At 59.3% G+C, this 14676-nt stretch carries 16 protein-coding genes; 8 read left to right on the top strand and 8 right to left on the bottom strand.

The window, feature by feature from the left end; all coding sequences use genetic code 11:
- Positions 1–80: 80 nt before the first annotated feature.
- Complete coding sequence (locus GOW60_RS08685) at positions 81–1772, bottom strand: adenylate/guanylate cyclase domain-containing protein (RefSeq protein WP_171228992.1); 1692 nt, start codon at positions 1770–1772, stop codon at positions 81–83.
- Between the two features lie 215 nt (positions 1773–1987).
- Positions 1988–2929: a thioredoxin-disulfide reductase gene (trxB, locus tag GOW60_RS08680; protein WP_171228991.1), complete on the bottom strand. Its 942-nt coding sequence runs from the start codon at positions 2927–2929 to the stop codon at positions 1988–1990.
- A gap of 227 nt (positions 2930–3156) precedes the next feature.
- Between trxB and GOW60_RS08675 the strand changes: the two genes are divergently transcribed.
- A complete protein-coding gene (locus GOW60_RS08675) occupies positions 3157–3657 on the top strand; it encodes an Lrp/AsnC family transcriptional regulator (protein WP_152458979.1) in 501 nt (166 codons plus the stop codon).
- 119 nt (positions 3658–3776) lie between these two features.
- Here the strand turns inward: GOW60_RS08675 and GOW60_RS08670 are convergent, their stop codons facing one another.
- The 5 genes from GOW60_RS08670 to lgt all read right to left on the bottom strand — a co-directional run bounded on the left by GOW60_RS08670 (position 3777) and on the right by lgt (position 7996).
- Positions 3777–4559 carry a Hint domain-containing protein gene (locus tag GOW60_RS08670; RefSeq protein ID WP_171168906.1) on the bottom strand — a complete coding sequence of 261 codons (783 nt, stop codon included), beginning with the start codon at positions 4557–4559 and terminating at the stop codon, positions 3777–3779.
- Between the two features lie 334 nt (positions 4560–4893).
- The gene (locus GOW60_RS21320) at positions 4894–5022 is read right to left on the bottom strand and encodes a hypothetical protein (RefSeq protein ID WP_256367481.1); all 129 of its coding nucleotides are present in this window, start codon (positions 5020–5022) and stop codon (positions 4894–4896) included.
- 267 nt (positions 5023–5289) lie between these two features.
- Positions 5290–6048, bottom strand: a complete 759-nt coding sequence (pgeF, locus tag GOW60_RS08665; protein WP_171228990.1) for a peptidoglycan editing factor PgeF — start codon at positions 6046–6048, stop codon at positions 5290–5292.
- A complete protein-coding gene (locus GOW60_RS08660; protein WP_171228989.1) occupies positions 6045–7112 on the bottom strand; it encodes a class I SAM-dependent methyltransferase in 1068 nt (355 codons plus the stop codon). Before GOW60_RS08660 ends, pgeF begins: the two co-directional genes overlap by 4 nt.
- Entirely contained in the window at positions 7109–7996 is an 888-nt protein-coding gene (lgt, locus tag GOW60_RS08655) for a prolipoprotein diacylglyceryl transferase (protein WP_171228988.1), read from the bottom strand. Before lgt ends, GOW60_RS08660 begins: the two co-directional genes overlap by 4 nt.
- Before the next feature lie 97 nt (positions 7997–8093).
- On the opposite strand from lgt, the gene GOW60_RS08650 reads away from it, so the two are divergent.
- The 5 genes from GOW60_RS08650 (at position 8094) to GOW60_RS08630 (ending at position 11300) form a co-directional block, all read left to right on the top strand.
- A complete protein-coding gene (locus GOW60_RS08650) occupies positions 8094–8342 on the top strand; it encodes an accessory factor UbiK family protein (protein ID WP_152458974.1) in 249 nt (82 codons plus the stop codon).
- 321 nt (positions 8343–8663) lie between these two features.
- Entirely contained in the window at positions 8664–9164 is a 501-nt protein-coding gene (locus tag GOW60_RS08645; protein ID WP_171228987.1) for a YbjN domain-containing protein, read from the top strand.
- 39 nt (positions 9165–9203) lie between these two features.
- Entirely contained in the window at positions 9204–10019 is an 816-nt protein-coding gene (gene proC / locus GOW60_RS08640; protein ID WP_171228986.1) for a pyrroline-5-carboxylate reductase, read from the top strand.
- A complete protein-coding gene (locus GOW60_RS08635; protein WP_117867910.1) occupies positions 10012–10350 on the top strand; it encodes a tRNA-binding protein in 339 nt (112 codons plus the stop codon). Before proC ends, GOW60_RS08635 begins: the two co-directional genes overlap by 8 nt.
- Positions 10350–11300, top strand: a complete 951-nt coding sequence (locus GOW60_RS08630; RefSeq protein ID WP_171228985.1) for a D-glycerate dehydrogenase — start codon at positions 10350–10352, stop codon at positions 11298–11300. The genes GOW60_RS08635 and GOW60_RS08630 overlap by 1 nt, the downstream gene beginning before the upstream one ends.
- Here the strand turns inward: GOW60_RS08630 and GOW60_RS08625 are convergent.
- The gene (locus GOW60_RS08625; RefSeq protein WP_152458970.1) at positions 11297–11875 is read right to left on the bottom strand and encodes a thymidine kinase; all 579 of its coding nucleotides are present in this window, start codon (positions 11873–11875) and stop codon (positions 11297–11299) included. The two genes, GOW60_RS08630 and GOW60_RS08625, sit on opposite strands and share 4 nt — an antisense overlap.
- A 354-nt stretch (positions 11876–12229) precedes the next feature.
- Here GOW60_RS08625 and GOW60_RS08620 point away from each other — a divergent pair, with 354 nt between their 5' ends.
- Both GOW60_RS08620 and GOW60_RS08615 read left to right on the top strand, forming a co-directional pair.
- Entirely contained in the window at positions 12230–12691 is a 462-nt protein-coding gene (locus GOW60_RS08620; RefSeq protein ID WP_152458969.1) for a hypothetical protein, read from the top strand.
- A gap of 166 nt (positions 12692–12857) precedes the next feature.
- Positions 12858–14660 (top strand): hypothetical protein, encoded by a 1803-nt coding sequence (locus GOW60_RS08615; RefSeq protein ID WP_171228984.1) that lies wholly within the window; start codon positions 12858–12860, stop codon positions 14658–14660.
- Positions 14661–14676 lie beyond the last annotated feature (16 nt).

The following is a 14676-nucleotide window of genomic DNA, read 5'->3' as shown; positions in this document are numbered from 1 at the left end:
CGAATATTTTTGAATTGGAAGGAATTTCTAATTCACGGGTCAAATCGATGATCTGATCCTTGCGATCAGAGGTTATTGGTTCATGCAGAGAATTTCTGTTCCTGTTTTGTGGCGTTCTGCTCAAGTGTGGACGCACGGGTGACGGGCAGGGCGGGAATCGGTTCAGATACGCCGCGCAGCTGGAACAATCTGATATCGTTCTGGGGCACGACGACACCTGCGGCCTTCAGCAACTCTTGCGAGACCAGCAGTTCGACCTTCAGCGCCTTGGTTTCGCTTTCCAGACGACTGGCGACATTGACGGCGTCGCCGATTATGGTTTTCGATGCGTGGCCCGCGGCGCCGATCTCACCCACCACCAGATCCCCAAGATGCAGACCCATCCCGATTCGAATGCCGGGGCTGCCTTCGGCCTCGAGCTGTGCGTTGAATTCATCAAGGGCGTGACTGATGTCGATGGCGGCTTGCAATCCGGCACGGGCCGACGCTGCCGCATTCGGCTTTTCAAAAACGGCCAGCAGCCCGTCTCCCATATATTTGTCCACGACACCGCCTTCCTTGGTGATGGCTGGCACGACCGCATCGAAAAACCGGTTCAGCAGGAACACGATGTCATAAGGCAATTGGCCGGTCGTGCGCGCGGTAAAGCTGCGCATGTCCAGGAACAATACAGCCAACTGACGTTCCTGACCCTGGCTGGCATGTCCGCGTATGCGCCCGCCATCTGGCCTGAAAACCCGAAAAACGGTGGTGGGTTCCGTTGGGCGTATCTGGCAGGCCAGTCGCGTCTGCGGCGAGGCGCCCACAGCGGCAAGGCTGCGTGCTTCGACGTCGCCGGGCGGCGGCAGGGCGTCGCTGCCATCCTCTACGATGACACGGCATGTGGTGCAGCGCCCCTTTCCACCGCACAAGGCGGCGTGCGGCACGCCGTTCACCTGCGAAATCTCAAGCAACGTCATGCCTTTTTCCGCGACCACCTCGGGCCCTTTGGCGTAATTCACGCGCACCGAATGCCTGCGCCGCCACAGTTTGCGCCCGATGTAAACCAGACCCGTCGCCCCCAGAGCCAGCCAGAAGATCAAAAGGCCATAATCTTTTACACTGAACAGGGTCTGGAAGGCTTCGGGCGATGGCCAATTGTAGTGCTCGATATATTGCTCGCGCAGGAATTCATCAGCAAAGTCGGCCCATATGCGTCGACCTTCGGTCAGCAATCCGGCCAACGCGAATAATGGCACGAAAACCGCAACGCCGATCAGATAGGGCACGACCCGCGACCACCACCGGGTCAGCCGCAACCACATATGCAAACCGATGCAGCCGTGTATCCAAACGATCAGCAACAAGGCGCTTTGCATCCATACGGCGATACTGGGCCACATCAAAATGATGATATATCCCATCTCGTCATTGACGTCATAGATCTCGTGCGCGACCCGCGTCTGCACGATGTGCGAGATCAGTTGCAGCGGAATCAGCAAGCCCAGAACGACCTGCAACGCCGTGCTGAAGGGCATGCGCAGGGTTCTGCGTTGCGCGATCGATGTCAGGGCCAGACCTGCATGCGTGAACAGGGCAGTATAGAAAAGCACGCTCATGACATCGTGGCGGGTGACGGCCTTTCGACCGTCCTGCATCCCGTGCAGGTAATCCGTGTGAAACAGGCCCAAGCCAATATTTATGAAGTGAAAGAACGCGAACACAAACAACACAAGACCACTGACGATCCTGAGTCGGGTTGACCACCCGCCGCGCCAAAGAGCGTTGTTCAAATGTTCACCTGTTTTTCGCTTTTCCCTCGGCAATCCTGATACGCCGCCGGCTGGGGGTCAAGGGATTGGCGGTCGGCATCGGCTGCCGTTCAGTGATTGCAGCGCTGCGTATGCTGTGCAGTGCCCCCTTAAACCCCGGGGGCACTGTACGGAAAAGGCTGACGGCCTTCGGAGCTGAACTCACCGGGGCAGCCCCGCAACATTCAGAACGCGCGTTATTCGTTTTCCGCCAGGAACCGTTCGGCATCCAGTGCCGCCATGCAGCCCATACCGGCGCTTGTGACCGCCTGACGATAGACGTGATCGGTCAGATCGCCCGCTGCGAACACGCCCGGAACCGAGGTTTCCGTGCTGCCCGGCTTGGTAACGACATAGCCACCCATATGCGTTTCAAGCGTGTCCTTGACCAGCTCGTTCGCGGGCGCGTGGCCGATGGCAACAAACACGCCTTTACAGGGGATTTCAGTGATCTCTCCGGTTTTGACATGCTTGACGCGAACGCCCTCGACGCCCAGCGGCGCGTCGGTGCCGATCACTTCGTCCAACTCGTGGAACCACAGAGGCTCGATTTTGTCGTTCTTCATCAGCCGGTCTTGCAGGATCTTTTCCGCGCGCAGCTCATCGCGGCGATGGATCAGAGTCACCTTGCTGGCGAAATTAGTCAGGAACAGGGCCTCTTCCACGGCCGTGTTGCCGCCGCCGATCACCACGATTTCTTGTCCGCGATAGAAGAACCCGTCGCAGGTGGCGCAGGCTGAAACGCCAAAGCCCTTGAACTTTTCTTCCGACGGCAAGCCCAGCCATTTGGCGCGCGCGCCAGTCGCCAGAATGACGGCGTCCGCCGTGTAGATAGTACCGCTGTCGCCCTTGGCGGTGAAGGGGCGCTGGCTGAGGTCCAGATCGTTGATGATGTCGCCGATCACTTCGCAACCCATGGCCTTGGCATGATCCTGCATCCGGACCATCAGGTCTGGGCCCTGTACCTCGGTGTCGCCGGGCCAGTTCTCGACCTCGGTCGTTGTCGTCAGCTGGCCGCCGGGCTCGATACCCTGCACCAGGATGGGTTCCAGCATGGCGCGGCTTGCGTAAACGCCCGCAGTGTATCCTGCCGGCCCCGATCCGATGATCAGAACCTTGGTGTGTCGTGTGTCGGCCATGGTAACTCCGCTCGAATTGCCTGAATTGGGCTTTTTGCCCGTCGCCCCGATATAGCGACCGACAGACCCGGCTTAAAGCCCCTTACTGTTCAAGGCCGTTCAAGCCGCCGTGCGCAGTGTGAGGGCGAAATGAGAGAATTGAAAACAAAGAAAATTGCGCATGTACGAAACATTATTGCGCGCGCGTGGGGGGCTGATATAAGAACCGCAATAATCAGGAGCATTTGATGGTCACGACTCGGCTGGATGATATCGACCGCAAGATTCTGGCGGAACTACAGGCAGACGGTCGTATGACCAATGTGGAACTTGCCAAACGGGTCGGAATTTCGGCGCCGCCCTGTCTGCGCCGCGTGCGCACACTGGAAGAATCCGGCTATATCACCGGTTACCACGCCGAGGTGAATTCCCGTGAGTTGGGATTCGAAGTGCAGGTGTTCGCCATGGTCGGTCTTGACAGTCAGGCCGAAACCGAGCTGCGCGCGTTCGAAGAACGCTGCCGCGAATGGCCGCTTGTCCGTGAATGCCACATGCTGAACGGCGAGGTGGACTTCATCCTGAAATGCGTCGCACCCGATCTCAGCAGTTTTCAGCAGTTTCTGACCGGTGAACTGCTGACCACGCCAAACGTGGCCAGCGTCAAGACTTCGCTTGTTATCCGCGGCGCAAAAGACGAACCAGGCGTGCCGTTCGACGTTCTGGAAGAACGAATGAACCGGACGGCGTAACCCCCAGACGTTTTGCAGGTGCGGTGTTCGGTGGCAGCATGGCAGCCACCGCCAAGGATAGAATCCAACTTAGTAACAGCTGCATGATGCCCCCCATAATGCAGTAATCGCTATCGTACTCAGGCTGTCATCGCGTCGATTTCTCCGTCCCCGGCACGCGGCATCAGCAGCGGACCAAAATCGTTGAGCGACTCGATATGCGCAAACAGGTTCAGATAAACCGACCGCAACGAGTGGCTGATCATCCGGACCGCGTTCACACCTGGGTGATACGTTTCGAACTGTAAACCATCTACCCGAATAACGGAATGCCGTTTCAGACAAATGTGAAACAGTTCAACTGGCGTCGGCGGCATTGTTTCAATCACGCCCGTTCCATCCTGAAATTCGGACACAGGTGTCAGAATCGGGTCATTTCCATACAAATGCCGTAAATGCGTCGGTGTGCCCACGATCCGTGCTGCAGGCCCGGCGATTACACCCGACATCGGCTTTTGCATCCCGAATGTATCTGCCGTGACGCGCGTAAGCGGCCGCGTGCGGCCCCGCGAATCCGGGCGTCCGGGGATCAGAGTGACAGATCCCTTCCACAGCACGGTTTCCGACGCGCCATCCTGAGTCAGGACTGTATCCCCCGGCATCAGGTCTTCGATGGCCATGGGCCCATGTTCCGTTTCAACCAGCGATCCGCGCGTGAAGGCACAAAAGGCGTCTTCGAACATTGGCAGAGCGGGCGCGATGTGTCTGGTCTGAACCACGTTTCCGTTTTTCAACAGGCTGCTGACTTCATACCGGCGCAGCTGAGCCTTTGGTTTCGCAACCGGCCGCGGTGCTTCCCGCAGCATGGCTGTCGTTTCGATCGCATTTCTGGCCGCACGGGCCAGTGAACTAGGAATAGTCATAAATATTCCTTCCCCTCAAATTGTCCGGTCAGGCGCGGCGTATCCCCGTACAGGCCAACCTGGCGAACTGGTTCTTTGTCTTGAAACAAATGGGTGACCCTTGGGCGGCGGTCGGTCGGACCCCGCATTGCGACAAAATCTCGCTTTCCAATGGTCAACACATTGACCCCCCAGACAAACTCGTACTTCACGGGCGAAAATTGCCCGCACACACACAACTCCTGAATCCGTCTCGACCCCCTCAGATCGCGACGCACCACACATCGGGCAGGAGCAAGCCCGAAGCGCGTTCACCCAATCGAGACCGGCAGCTTGGCCTCAGGGTGTTTCTGTCTCAGCGTCGTGCCGCGATGCGGCTGGCGACCCTGACAGAATGGCTTGATACCCGCTTCCACGGCATTTCCAGCTTCTGGCTCCGCGTGGCGGCAACCATGGCTTTGAGAAAGCGAGATTTGGTTTTCATTTTCTGGTCCTGCTCTGAACGGGTTTGTTTCCCGCATCCGTTATGAACCTTTTGTGACGCATGTTTGCGGCATGGATAAGGCTTATCCGGGATGTTTTGCAGACAAGAAATTTATAGTCGGTCCATCCTTCCACTCAACACGCCAGCGTCCGAAACAAGGACGTCAGAAGACCATCTGATAGCTGGCAAAACTCGTTACGATTCTGAGTCCGGTAAACACAACAAATGTGGCGGAAAAGTGGCGCGACGCCTAAATCTGGGCCAAAATCACAATCTTATGACCGAGATCAACCGCCCGTAATCGGCCTCGTTTGCATGTGTTGTGCGGCGGTAGGAATAGAACCGGTCCGGGTCGGAATATGTGCAGTGCCGGGTCCATTCCGCCTGCCCGACACCGGCCTGCCGCAATCGGTGCAAGCCAAAGGCGGGCAGGTCGAATTGCAGCCGGTCATCCTGTCCGTTTGCAAAGAACCGGGTGTTGTCTGGAGAATCGGCGATAAATGCGTCCAGAAACTCGGGGCCCACTTCGTAGGCGCGTTGCGAAATGCTGGGGCCGATGACGGCGTTGATATTCCGGCGTGTTGCGCCAAGCGCTTCCATGGCGTCCAGCGTCGCCTCCAGCACACCGTCAAGCGCGCCGCGCCAGCCCGCATGGGCTGCTCCGATCACATTGGCCGCGGGATCGGCAAACAGAACTGGCTGACAATCTGCCGTCAGAATCGTCAGCGCCAGACCGGGTGTCGCCGTCACGACCGCGTCCGCGCGCGGTTTTTCACCTTCCAGGGGCTGTTCAACCGTCAGAACTGTTGGGGAATGAACTTGATGCACGCCGATCATCGCCTCGGGCGCGACGCCCATCGCATCGGCAACCCGCCGGCGGTTCAGCGCGACAATTTCGGTTTGATCTGACGATCCATAACCGCAATTCAACCCGCCGAAGATACCAGAGGACGCCCCGCCGCGACGGGTGAAGAACCCGTGCCGAAATGGGGAAAGCAAGTCCGAAGTCAGAATTTCCAGTGTCATGGCTCTAATCCCGGCGGTGGTGCAGCATAGGCCGGATAGAGGCCCATCACCTTGAACAGATTTCCCATTTCGGCCGGATGCGTCAACCGGCGATGCGCGGCAGCCAGGGCGTCCAGCTCGGAACCGCTCAGCGACCGGGACAAAGCCTGCGCCCGGGCGGTTATGCCAAGCCGTTCCAGAAACACGCCCTGCGGTGTCAGGCGTGTGTGCCCGGCTCCGCACGCGCGGGTCACGATGGCCAGAGGCTCAAAATCCACATGTGCCGTCAGGTCGGCCTGACCCGGTGACGCCAGCGGATCGGCGGGCTCGTGGTTTTGCAGGGCTTGCAGCGTATCACCCAACGAATGCCAGTCGCCATAATCGACAATCAGCGCGGCACCTCCGTGGCTGGCGATCCGACCGGCAATCACGGTCAGAATGGGGATCGCTGCCGCACACAGCTCGACCAGATCACCATCCTTGGTGTCCGAAAGCCTGTCTGCCAGCGCCACCTGCGGCCCGTTGGGCCCTCGCCCAAACTGCAATTCGCCGTCGCGCTCGCCGACCAGGCGTTCACTCCAGCCGTCACCGTCGCGCAGGAACTGCCGGACAGGCAGCGCGTCGAAGAACTCGTTCGCCACCAGCAGCAGTGGCTGGTCCGGCAACTCTGCGACACTGTCGGCCCAGTTCGGTGTGTAGTCCTTCAGGGTGTCCGCCTGCACCTGCTTCAGGGCAGGCGAGGCCTCGACCAGCACGATTCGGGCAGCATCGTGAAATCCCTGCACGGCCCGGGTGGCACGCAATATGTCACTCATCAGAGTGCCGCGCCCGGGCCCCAATTCGCACAGGGTGAATGGCGCGGGACGGCCCTGATCCACCCAGCATTGCGCAAGGCACAGCCCGATCAGTTCGCCAAACATCTGGCTGATTTCCGGTGCCGTGGTGAAATCCCCGGCAGCCCCCAACGGATCACGCGTCGTGTAATAGCCCAGCGTCGGATGCAGAAGGCATTCGGCCATGTAGTCGGCCACGCTCATCGGTCCATCCTGTCGGATGCGGGCGATCAGGTGATCGGTCAGGCTCATTTTGCCCGCCCTGCGCGCAAGACAAGCCACAGGCCAAACGCGATCATGGGCAATGACAGGATCTGGCCCATGGTCAGGCCATATCCGCCCACATGCCAGGCCAATCCCAGCGGATTGCCGGGCGAGACGAATTGAGCATCAGGTTGGCGGAAGAATTCAACAAAAAAGCGCGATGCGCCGTAACCGGTCAGAAACGTGCCCATGATCAGGCCGGGTTTCCGAAAGGCCCCCCGGCGATAGACCAGCCACAGCAACAACGCGCCCAGCAACACGCCTTCCAGCGCCGCTTCATACAGCTGCGAGGGGTGCCGGGCGCACATTCCCGCAACCACGCCGGGGCAGTCTTGCGCGGCAAAACCGGGAAAGATGACGGCCCAGGGCAGCTCGCTCGGGCGGCCCCACAGCTCGGCATTGACGAAATTGGCAAGCCGCCCCAACAGCAGGCCGGGTGGCACGGTGTAGGCGACCAGATCACCCAGCGACAGGGCCGGAATCCGATGGCGGCGGGCAAACAGGTACGAGGCCAGGATCACGCCCAGCAGTCCCCCATGAAACGCCATACCGCCTTGCCAGACCTTTACGATCTCAAGCGGATGCGACAGGTAATAGGCGGGTTGGTAAAACAGCACAAAGCCAAGCCGCCCGCCCAGGATCACGCCCAGAATGATCCAGGTGACCAGATCCTCCAGTTGGTTCGGTTTCATCGGCGGGCCGTCCGCAGGCCACAGGGCAGGGCGGCGCAACGCCACGACTGCCAGCCGCCACGCAATCAGGATGCCCGCGATATAGGCCAGCGCATACCACCTCAACGCGAACTCCATCCCGAACAGCGAGATCGAGAACAATTCGGGCGACAGATCGGGGAAATTCAGAACAGCCTGCATGTGCGTCTCATTGCCCGGGGTTTGCAGGGCAAGTCAACCTTGAGCCTGCGGCATTCTTTCCCCATATAGAGATCAACCGCGATACCGGAGAAAAGATATGCAAACCCGCAACAAGATACTGGACGACATGTCCCAGCTGATGACCAACGCCATGGGTGTCGCGCAGGGCGCGCGGGAAGAGGCCGAGAACGCGATGAAGTCGATGATCGACCGCTGGCTGGCCGACCGTGATTTCGTCACCCGCGAAGAATTCGACGCCGTCCGCGCCATGGCCCAGAAAGCGCGCGAAGAAAACGCCGCACTCGAAGCCCGCATTGCCGCGCTCGAGGCGAAACTGGACAAGTAACGCCGCGGGCGTTCCCTGATTTCACAGTTGTGGACAAACTCTGACGCCGCGCAATCCGACCGGGATTGTGCGGTGTCGTGCATTCTGACGCATTGCGGGATTTAATCAAGACAAAGCTGACCCGGCAGCCAATATTTTGATCCCCGTTGCCTTCTGTCCACAACTTATTGCTGTTATCCCCAACAAATAGGGTTGCCAGAACCTACGCCACATCGCACCATATTTAGTACAGGCCTATGGGGGAAGCCCGGTTTGTAGAGCAGGCAACTAGCGCTGGGGCGCTGCCAGCCCCAAAATGCTAGAGATTAGTGAGGTGGCATTATGGCCCTTTCCGAGCAGTATCTCGAAGAAGACATTCATCCGATCGACATTGTTGAACATCTGGCCGAACATCACGACTGGGATTTTGACCGCATTGGGGATGATCAGATCGCCATGGCTGTCGAGGGCCAGTGGCGGACGTATTCGATCACCCTCGCCTGGTCCAACTATGACGAAACGCTGCGGATGGTTTGTTCGTTCGAAATGGAACCACCGGCCGAGCGGGAAATGCAGCTCTATAAGCTGCTCAACAAGATGAATGATCAGTGCTGGGCAGGTGCCTTTACCTATTGGGCGAACCAGAAGCTGATGGTGTACCGGTACGGGTTGGTCCTTGCCGGGGGGCAGACAGCCAGCGCGGAACAGATCGACACGATGATCACCGCCGCCGTCATGAGCGCGGAACGGTACTATCCGGCGATTCAACTGGTCACCTGGGGCAATCGAGAGCCAGAAGAAGCCATGCAAGTGGCCATTGCAGAGGCCTACGGCCGGGCGTAAAGCTTTGCCCCGAACCGACATGTAACGCGGGAGGGGCAAATGGACATGACGCGTGTGGCCGAACAGGGGCTTGTGCTTCTGGGGTGCGGAAAGATGGGGTCCGCAATGCTGGCGGGATGGTTGGAACACGGCCTCCCGCCAGCGTCCGTTTGGGTGATCGATCCGCACCCGTCCGACTGGCTGAAGGCGCAGGGCGTCAACATCAACACACCCTTGCCCGAAGCCCCTGCCGTGGTTTTGGTCGCGGTCAAGCCGCAGATGATGGGCGAGGCCTTGCCCGCCATTCAGGCGCTGGGCGGTGGCAGCACGCTGTTTGTTTCGGTCGCGGCGGGCACCTCGATTGCCACGTTCGAATCCGTTCTGGGCAGCGATACGCCGATCATTCGCGCCATGCCCAATACGCCCGCCGCCATCCGTCGGGGCATCACCGCGTTGATCGGCAACAGCCACGTCTCGGCCGAGGATTTGGCTCTGGCCGAAATCCTGCTGTCGGCGGTGGGTGAGACGGTTCGTCTTGAAGATGAGGCGCAGATGGATGCGGTCACCGGCCTCAGCGGATCCGGTCCTGCCTATGTGTTCCATCTGATTGAAACGCTTGCCAAAGCCGGCGAGGCGCAGGGCCTGCCGCATGACCTTGCGATGAAACTGGCCAAATCGACGGTGGCCGGAGCCGGCGCACTGGCGATGGCCGCTGATGAGGATCCGTCTCAACTGCGGATCAATGTAACGTCGCCGAACGGCACGACCCAGGCCGCGCTTGAGGTGCTGATGCATGAAGAACGCGGCTTTCCTGACTTGCTGCACCGTGCCGTCAAGGCCGCAACCGACCGATCCAAGGAGCTGTCACGTGAGTGAGATTTCTTTCGACGATTTTCTCAAGGTTGATATCCGCGTGGGCGAGGTGATCCGCGCTGAACCCTATCCCGAAGCCCGCAAACCCGCGATCAAGATGTGGATCGACTTTGGTGATGAGATCGGCGAGCGCAAGACGTCGGCCCAGATCACCGCGCATTATGACCCGTCGACCTTGGTGGGCAAACAGGTCATGGCCGTGGTCAATTTCCCCCCTCGTCAGATCGGCAGGTTCATGTCCGAAGTTCTGGTGCTGGGTCTGCCCGATGAAAACGGCGAGATTGTTCTGATCGGCCCCGACGGCCGAGTTCCGACAGGCGGGCGGATGCATTGATGAAACTGCTGATCACACGCCCGATGACGCCGGCAGTCGAGGCCCGCGCCCGCGCCGCGTTTGACGTAAAGATTCGAGACAATACGGCGCCCATGTCGCGGCAGGAAATGCTGTCGGCGCTGACGGATTTCGACGTGGTCGTGCCCACGCTGGGTGATCAGTTTTCGGCTCGGATATTTGCGGATGCAGGCGCGCCTCGGTGCAAGCTTCTGGCCAATTTCGGCGTCGGCTACAATCACATCGATGTCCATGCCGCGCGCGCAGCCTCGGTCGAGGTGACCAACACGCCCGGCGCAGTCACCGACGCCACGGCGGATATCGCCATGACCCTGCTGTTGAGCACGGCCCGACGCGCGGGCGAAGGCGAACGGCTGGTCCGCGCGGGCCAATGGCAAGGCTGGCATCCCACGCAGATGCTGGGCCATCATGTAACGGGCAAACGCGTCGGTATCGTTGGTATGGGCCGTATCGGGCAGGCCATCGCGCGCCGGTGCCATTTCGGTTTCGAAATGCAGGTTGCCTATCAATCCCGCAACGCCAAGCAACTGGACTTTCCGGCCGAGTTCACACCTGACCTTGAAGCCCTTGCCGCCTCGGTCGATTTCCTTGTGCTCGCCGTTCCCGGCGGTGCCGAAACACGACACCTGATCGACGCGCAGGTTCTTCAGGCGATGAATCCTTCGGCCATTCTGGTCAATATCGCGCGGGGCGAGGTCGTGGACGAAGCGGCCCTGATCGCGGCGCTGCAATCGGGTCAGATTGCCGGGGCCGGGCTGGATGTCTACGAGTTCGAACCCAAAGTGCCCCGGGCCCTTTGTGAAATGGAAAACGTCACCCTGCTGCCCCATCTGGGCACGGCCACCGAAGAAGTGCGCAGCAGCATGGGGCACATGGCGCTGGACAACGTGGCGGCCTTTGTGGCGGGCGAGGCGTTGCCCAACCCGGTCTAGTCGCCCACCGCCTCGCGCCAGTGTTTTCGGCAAAGCGAAACATAGGTCTCGTTGCCACCGATCTGCACCTGGGCGCCTTCGGTGATGGCGTTGCCGTTTTCGTCCTGACGTATCACCATCGTGGCCTTGCGTCCGCATTTGCATATGGTGCGGACCTCGCGCATCTCGTCGGCCAGGGCCAGCAGCGCGGCTGATCCGGGAAACAGCTTGCCCTGAAAATCCACCCGCAGCCCGTAGGCCAGCACCGGTACGTCCAGATCGTCGACGGCCCGGGCCAGCTGCCAGACCTGAGCTTCGGAGAGGAACTGGGCCTCATCGATGAACACGCAGGTTACCGGGCCGTCGTCCAGGCGGTTTCGGATCATTGCGAATACGTCGTCGCCGGGCGTGAAGGTATCGGCCTCCTCCGAGATGCCGATGCGCGATGCGATCCGTCCGGCACCCGCCCTTCCGTCAATGGCCGCGGTCATCAGGTATGTCTGCATCCCACGCTCGCGGTAGTTGTGCGAGGCTTGCAGCAACACAGTCGATTTCCCCGCGTTCATGGTTGAATAGTTGAAATACAGCTTTGCCATGACGCGGGTCTAAAACGCTTGGGGAAAAGGAACAAGATATCAATCGTTTTGATGGAGCGACGTCGCCGTTGCGTTCGCAGAGGCCGAGCTACGCTCTAGGGGATGGAACCCCCACATCTGCAACAGCGACGCCGTCGGCCAACATGTGGCCAAAACGCAGCAAGGTTTAACAATATCACCCTGCAATCACTCGTTACCGGCTTGAACTGCCGCCACTCACTCACAAAATCCCCCGCATATCTGAGGGATAGCCAATGTATGACATTTCAATTATGACTTAGTTATGGGAAATTTACCCACGCTTTCCCCCGTTTGGACATCGGGCAGGCGTTTGCAGGTAACAAAGGTAAAACAATGGCAGATATCGGGGCCTATCTGAAAAAACACACAGAAGCGCTGGTCAAGGATGTTGGAATCGAAGCCGCGTGTGAAATTACAGGGAAATCCAAGGCCACTTTAGGACGATACTATTCAGACAATGCTGAACACGAGGACAGGTTCATGCCAGTGGACGCGGTGGCCCGCCTTGAAAACGCGGCGACCTATCCGCATGTGACGTCGGCTTTGGCGGATCTGAAGAACATCACCTTGTCCTATAGCGACCGCAACACCTCTACCCCCCGCACCGGTGGTGTCAATTCGGATGTCATTGCGCTAAGCCAGCGGTTTGCGATGTTGATGACCGAGTATCAGGCCGCAATCGAAGACGGAATCATCACCGTCAACGAAGCCAAACGGTTGCTGAAAGAAACCAGTTTGCTGCAACAGGTTCTGATCGAGATGAAGCTGCATCTGGAAGAAGAAAGCGTCAGCTAGCCAAGGTCGGGAACCGTTGCACCCGTGACTGGCCAGTTTTCGCCGGTGCGGCCTATCTCTTTTCATGCTCGAAAAGATACAAACGCTGACCGTGCCTGTTGCCTCAATTCAGTCACGTCTGTCCTGTAAGGTCCGTCGCGTGCAAGAACGTCAAGGGCAGTGGACCATGCAGAAATCGCAGGGAACATACAGCATTTTCGCAGACCGGGTGGTGCTGCGATTTTTTGTATGCGCCTATGCGGCCCTTATGGTTCTGATGGCCCTGAGCGGCCATCAGGAAGGCTCTGACGACGTGATGCGCTGGGTGGTCGTGCAGGATCTGTTGCAGGGGCAGGGCTGGTTTGACAGCCATCAGTACCGGCTGGGCCCCGAGGGCGGGACGTTGATGCATTGGTCCCGATTGATCGACGCGCCGATTGCCTTGCTTTTCGGAGCATTCGGGTTGGTTTTGCCGCCCGATATGGCCCTTCAGGTGACGGCATTTGTCTGGCCCTCACTTTTGGTGGGTCTGACCCTGTGGGCCTTTGCGGTGACGGGCAGCGTTTTGGGTGCGCGGGAAGGCGCTGTTTCGGCGCTGGTTGTGGGGGTGCTTGCGCTCGAACACTCCAGAAAGTTCGACTATTTTTCGTTTGATCACCACAATGCTCAGATTCTTCTGTTCGTCACGGCCCTCATGCTGTTTGCTTTGCGCAGGGACAAACCATATGCCGGATGGCTGCTGGGTGCCTGCCTGGCGCTTTCGGTGTCGATAGGCACCGAATCGATATTGCAGATCGCACTTGTTGCCGAGTTTTTTGCCATTGACTGGATCTTAAACGGCGAACCGACCCGTCGCCGGACCATGGCGTTTGGTATAGGGCTGGTCCTGACGCTTGTGCTGACCAGCCTTGCAACAACGGGACACGAGGCCTTTCTGTTCCCAAGTTGTGACGCCCTGACTCTCAGCGTGGCATTGCCGGCGAGCGTTGCCGCGGCAGGGCTTTGCATTGCGGCCTGGATCGGCTCTGGCTGGTCACTGTGGGGCCGCATCGGCGCATGCGTTGCAATTGGCGTGGTGACATTGGGCTGCGCTTACGGCTTCGCCCCGCATTGTCTCAGCAACCCGATCGAAGCCCTGCCTCAGGACATGCGCGACTTTTGGCTGAGCCAGGTGGCGGAAGCCCAGAAGATCAACGTCATTCTGCAACTGCACCGGGGCGAAGCGCTGGCCTTGATCGCGATGTCGATCCTCTGCATGGCAGCCGCCCTGATTTTTGCAGTCAAATCGCCTTTCAGACTGGAATACGCCCTGTTTCTGGCCCTGATCGTGACCGGCCTGGTGGTGTTCCTGTATCAGTCCAGAATGATGACATTCCTGGGTGTTTCGCTGGTTGCTGTCCAGGCGCAGATCCTGCGTGTCCTGTACGGCTCTTATGCAAGCCGTCGCCGCGCGTTGTCAGGGTTTGCGATGGTTGCTTTCATCCTCTGCATCTCGCCGAAAACCGGCGCCAGCATCGATGAGCAGCTGGGGCGTTTTGCCGGGCCGTCCCTTGCCGCTTCCGCGATGCCGGCCCGACAGTCACAGCAGAATTCGGGGGCATCCTGCAAAACGCCCGAAGCCTATGCGGCCCTGCGTGATCTTCCAGCCGGCAGGGTCCTTGTTGATTTCGACTTTGCCGCAAACGTGCTGCGCCATACCGACCATTCCGTTCTGGCGGGCAATTATCACCGGAATCAGGCTGGAATTCTGGCGCAGATCGAACTGTTCCGATCGGACGCCGACCAGATCGGATCACGTCTGACCGAGCTGGACGTGGATTACATCATGCTCTGCACGTCCGCACCGCGCGCCGAATTCTGGTCCTGGGCGTCACAGGGCCGTGGTTTGCAGTCGCGATTGATTGCGGGTGAGATCCCGGCCTATCTCAGGCAGATAGAAGGTACGGTAGGTGCAGCCTTTCAGGTCTTTCAAGTGACTGGGGCAGGCTAGGCCAGACAAGATCAAC

Origin of the sequence: Ruegeria sp. HKCCA4008, from assembly GCF_013033125.1 — a bacterium.
Lineage (GTDB): Bacteria > Pseudomonadota > Alphaproteobacteria > Rhodobacterales > Rhodobacteraceae > Ruegeria.
The sequence above is the reverse complement of the archived record's forward strand: the minus strand, read 5'-3'. Positions and strand labels throughout refer to the sequence as shown.

What these genes read in the sequence shown, in the direction of transcription:
- GOW60_RS08630 (WP_171228985.1), top strand. Translation starts at nt 10,350, where the DNA reads ATGAAACTGCTGATCACACGCCCGATGACGCCGGCAGTCGAGGCCCGC.
- GOW60_RS08670 (WP_171168906.1), bottom strand. Translation starts at nt 4,559, where the DNA reads ATGACTATTCCTAGTTCACTGGCCCGTGCGGCCAGAAATGCGATCGAA.
- trxB (WP_171228991.1), bottom strand. Translation starts at nt 2,929, where the DNA reads ATGGCCGACACACGACACACCAAGGTTCTGATCATCGGATCGGGGCCG.
- lgt (WP_171228988.1), bottom strand. Translation starts at nt 7,996, where the DNA reads ATGCAGGCTGTTCTGAATTTCCCCGATCTGTCGCCCGAATTGTTCTCG.
- GOW60_RS08675 (WP_152458979.1), top strand. Translation starts at nt 3,157, where the DNA reads ATGGTCACGACTCGGCTGGATGATATCGACCGCAAGATTCTGGCGGAA.
- GOW60_RS08645 (WP_171228987.1), top strand. Translation starts at nt 8,664, where the DNA reads ATGGCCCTTTCCGAGCAGTATCTCGAAGAAGACATTCATCCGATCGAC.
- GOW60_RS08620 (WP_152458969.1), top strand. Translation starts at nt 12,230, where the DNA reads ATGGCAGATATCGGGGCCTATCTGAAAAAACACACAGAAGCGCTGGTC.
- GOW60_RS08615 (WP_171228984.1), top strand. Translation starts at nt 12,858, where the DNA reads ATGCAGAAATCGCAGGGAACATACAGCATTTTCGCAGACCGGGTGGTG.
- GOW60_RS21320 (WP_256367481.1), bottom strand. Translation starts at nt 5,022, where the DNA reads ATGAAAACCAAATCTCGCTTTCTCAAAGCCATGGTTGCCGCCACGCGG.
- proC (WP_171228986.1), top strand. Translation starts at nt 9,204, where the DNA reads ATGGACATGACGCGTGTGGCCGAACAGGGGCTTGTGCTTCTGGGGTGC.
- GOW60_RS08625 (WP_152458970.1), bottom strand. Translation starts at nt 11,875, where the DNA reads ATGGCAAAGCTGTATTTCAACTATTCAACCATGAACGCGGGGAAATCG.
- GOW60_RS08660 (WP_171228989.1), bottom strand. Translation starts at nt 7,112, where the DNA reads ATGAGCCTGACCGATCACCTGATCGCCCGCATCCGACAGGATGGACCG.
- pgeF (WP_171228990.1), bottom strand. Translation starts at nt 6,048, where the DNA reads ATGACACTGGAAATTCTGACTTCGGACTTGCTTTCCCCATTTCGGCAC.
- GOW60_RS08650 (WP_152458974.1), top strand. Translation starts at nt 8,094, where the DNA reads ATGCAAACCCGCAACAAGATACTGGACGACATGTCCCAGCTGATGACC.